General features: G+C 62.0%; 2 protein-coding genes. Both read left to right on the forward strand.

Annotated elements, in window-relative coordinates; translation table 11 throughout:
* Window positions 1-74: 74 nt before the first annotated feature.
* Window positions 75-1361, forward strand: a complete 1287-nt coding sequence (gene istA / locus NKH05_RS32905; protein ID WP_352639886.1) for an IS21 family transposase — start codon at window positions 75-77, stop codon at window positions 1359-1361.
* The gene (gene istB, locus NKH05_RS32910) at window positions 1361-2161 is read left to right on the forward strand and encodes an IS21-like element ISSme2 family helper ATPase IstB (RefSeq protein WP_352639884.1); all 801 of its coding nucleotides are present in this window, start codon (window positions 1361-1363) and stop codon (window positions 2159-2161) included. The genes istA and istB overlap by 1 nt, the downstream gene beginning before the upstream one ends.
* Window positions 2162-2214 lie beyond the last annotated feature (53 nt).

Raw genomic sequence — 2214 nt, forward strand, 5'->3', positions numbered from 1 at the left:
TGTCGGGCGAAATGAAAAACTGACCCCCTAGCGAAGCGAAGAACTGACCCCTCGTATCAAACGAGGAGTGATGGATGACGATCGAGATTTCAGCTCATCCTGCATTGTCGCGAACGATGCAGGGCGGGGATATGCTTCAGGCTGATGAGGTGGTGGCAATGTTGCGGCTGCACGAGCTTGGTTGGGGTGCCAAACGTCTATCCAAGGAATTTGGATGCGCGCGTAATACGGTTCGCCGATATCTCCGAGAGGGCGGAGCTTCACCGTTTAAACAGCCTGCCCGGCGCAGTGCGTTCGACGGGCTTGATGATTGGCTTCGAGAGCGTTTTTTCCGGCATGACGGTAATGCGGATGTGATCCGCCAAGAGTTGGCGAGCGAGCACGGAATTATCATCGGTCTGCGTTCTGTGGAGCTTCGAGTGCGGCAGTGGCGGCGAGAGCTAAAGGCACAGAAGCGGGCGACGGTCCGCTTCGAAACGGCGCCGGGCCATCAGATGCAGATCGACTTCGGTGACACGAAGGTGTGGATCGGCGGCGAGCGGGTTCGGGTTCACCTGTTCGTGGGGACGCTGGGTTATTCGCGGCGGATGCATGCTCGCGCGTCACTCAGGGAGCGCCAGGCAGACTGGTTTGAAGGCATGGAAGGTGCCTTCCTGCGGTTCGGCGGGGTTCCGGCGGAAGTGCTGATCGACAATGCGAAGGCCCTGGTCGAGCACCATGATGCGGTGACGCGGGAGGTGAGATTCAACGCACGACTGCATGCTTTTGCCCGTTATTGGGGCTTCACGCCACGGGCCTGCGCGCCGTATCGGGCGAGAACGAAAGGCAAGGACGAGCGCGGGGTCGGCTACGTCAAGAAGAACGCGATCGCCGGGCGGCGCTTCGAGAGCTGGGCCGAATTCGAAGCGCACCTGGACCGATGGACACGCGACGTAGCCGACCAGCGTGAACACGGCACCACCGGTGTCAAACCGGCGGAACGTTTTGCCGACGAAGCCAAGGCGCTACGCCCGCTGGCCGGCCGGGCACCCTTCGGACAATTGCGGGATCTGGTTCGCAAGGTTCAAGCCGATTGCGCAATCGACCTCGATACCAACAGCTACTCCGTCCCTTGGCGCCTGATCGGCGAAAGCGTTCAGGTCGTGGTGCTGGCCGGCCGCGTGATTATCCGTCATGCCGGCCAGGTCGTCGCCGACCATCCCCTGTGCCGTGGGCGACGACAGCGGATTGTGGACCGGGCGCATTTTGTTGGCGTGGCCGGCTTCGAGGGGCCGGTACGTAAAGAACCCATCGAGATCGCTCCCGCTGTCTTGCTGCGGCCGCTTGCGGAATATGAGGCGGTGGTCGGAGGAGGCTGGTGATGACGAACGTGGATCATGACGTGCTGATCGCAACGCTCGACCGGCTGAAACTGACGGCGATCCGCGACCAGCTCGACACGTTGCTGGACGAGGCAGCGCGTTCGAAGATGACATTGCGTGAGGCTCTCGCCTTCCTGGTGTCGCGCGAGATCGCGCGGCGCGACGAGCGGCGGATATCGATGTCGAGCAAGCTGGCGCAGTTCCCGTTCGTGCGCGAACTGGGCGGCTTCGACTTCGAGGCGCAGCCCTCGCTGGATCAGGGGCAGATCAGAGAGCTTTCGACCTGCCGCTGGATCGCTCACGGCGACACCGTGCTATTCCTTGGACCGCCAGGGACAGGCAAGACGCACCTGGCTGTGAGTCTCGGCCGCGAGGCCATCCGCCAGAATTACAACGTCCAGTTCGTCACGGCGGCCACCTTGGTGGCGATGCTGGCAAAGGCTCACAACGACGGCTCGCTCGACAAGCAGTTGACGATCCTGTCGCGGCCGAAATTGCTGATCATCGACGAGCTGGGTTACCTACCCTTCGAGGCCAATGCCGCCCACCTGTTCTTCCAACTGGTGTCCCGGCGCTACGAGAAGGGCTCGATCCTGATCACCTCAAATCGCTCCGTGGGCGAATGGGGAAGTGTTTTTGGGGACCCTGTCGTCGCCACGGCGATATTGGACCGCCTGCTTCACCACTCGACGGTGATCACCATCCGGGGTGACAGCTACCGGCTCCGCGAAAAGCGCCGCTCCGGCCTTCTGCAGAAGGCCGGAGCGGCGCGCGAACCCAACGAAACCGCAAACCAATGAAGGGGTCAGTTCCTCAATTCGGCGAGGGGGTCAATTCCTCGATTCGCTTGACA

This window comes from Mesorhizobium sp. M1399 (assembly GCF_040317735.1).
In the GTDB taxonomy this organism is placed as follows: domain Bacteria; phylum Pseudomonadota; class Alphaproteobacteria; order Rhizobiales; family Rhizobiaceae; genus Mesorhizobium.

Excerpts from the sequence above, each read along its gene's own strand:
- istB (WP_352639884.1), top strand. The coding sequence starts at position 1,361 with ATGACGAACGTGGATCATGACGTGCTGATCGCAACGCTCGACCGGCTG.
- istA (WP_352639886.1), top strand. The coding sequence starts at position 75 with ATGACGATCGAGATTTCAGCTCATCCTGCATTGTCGCGAACGATGCAG.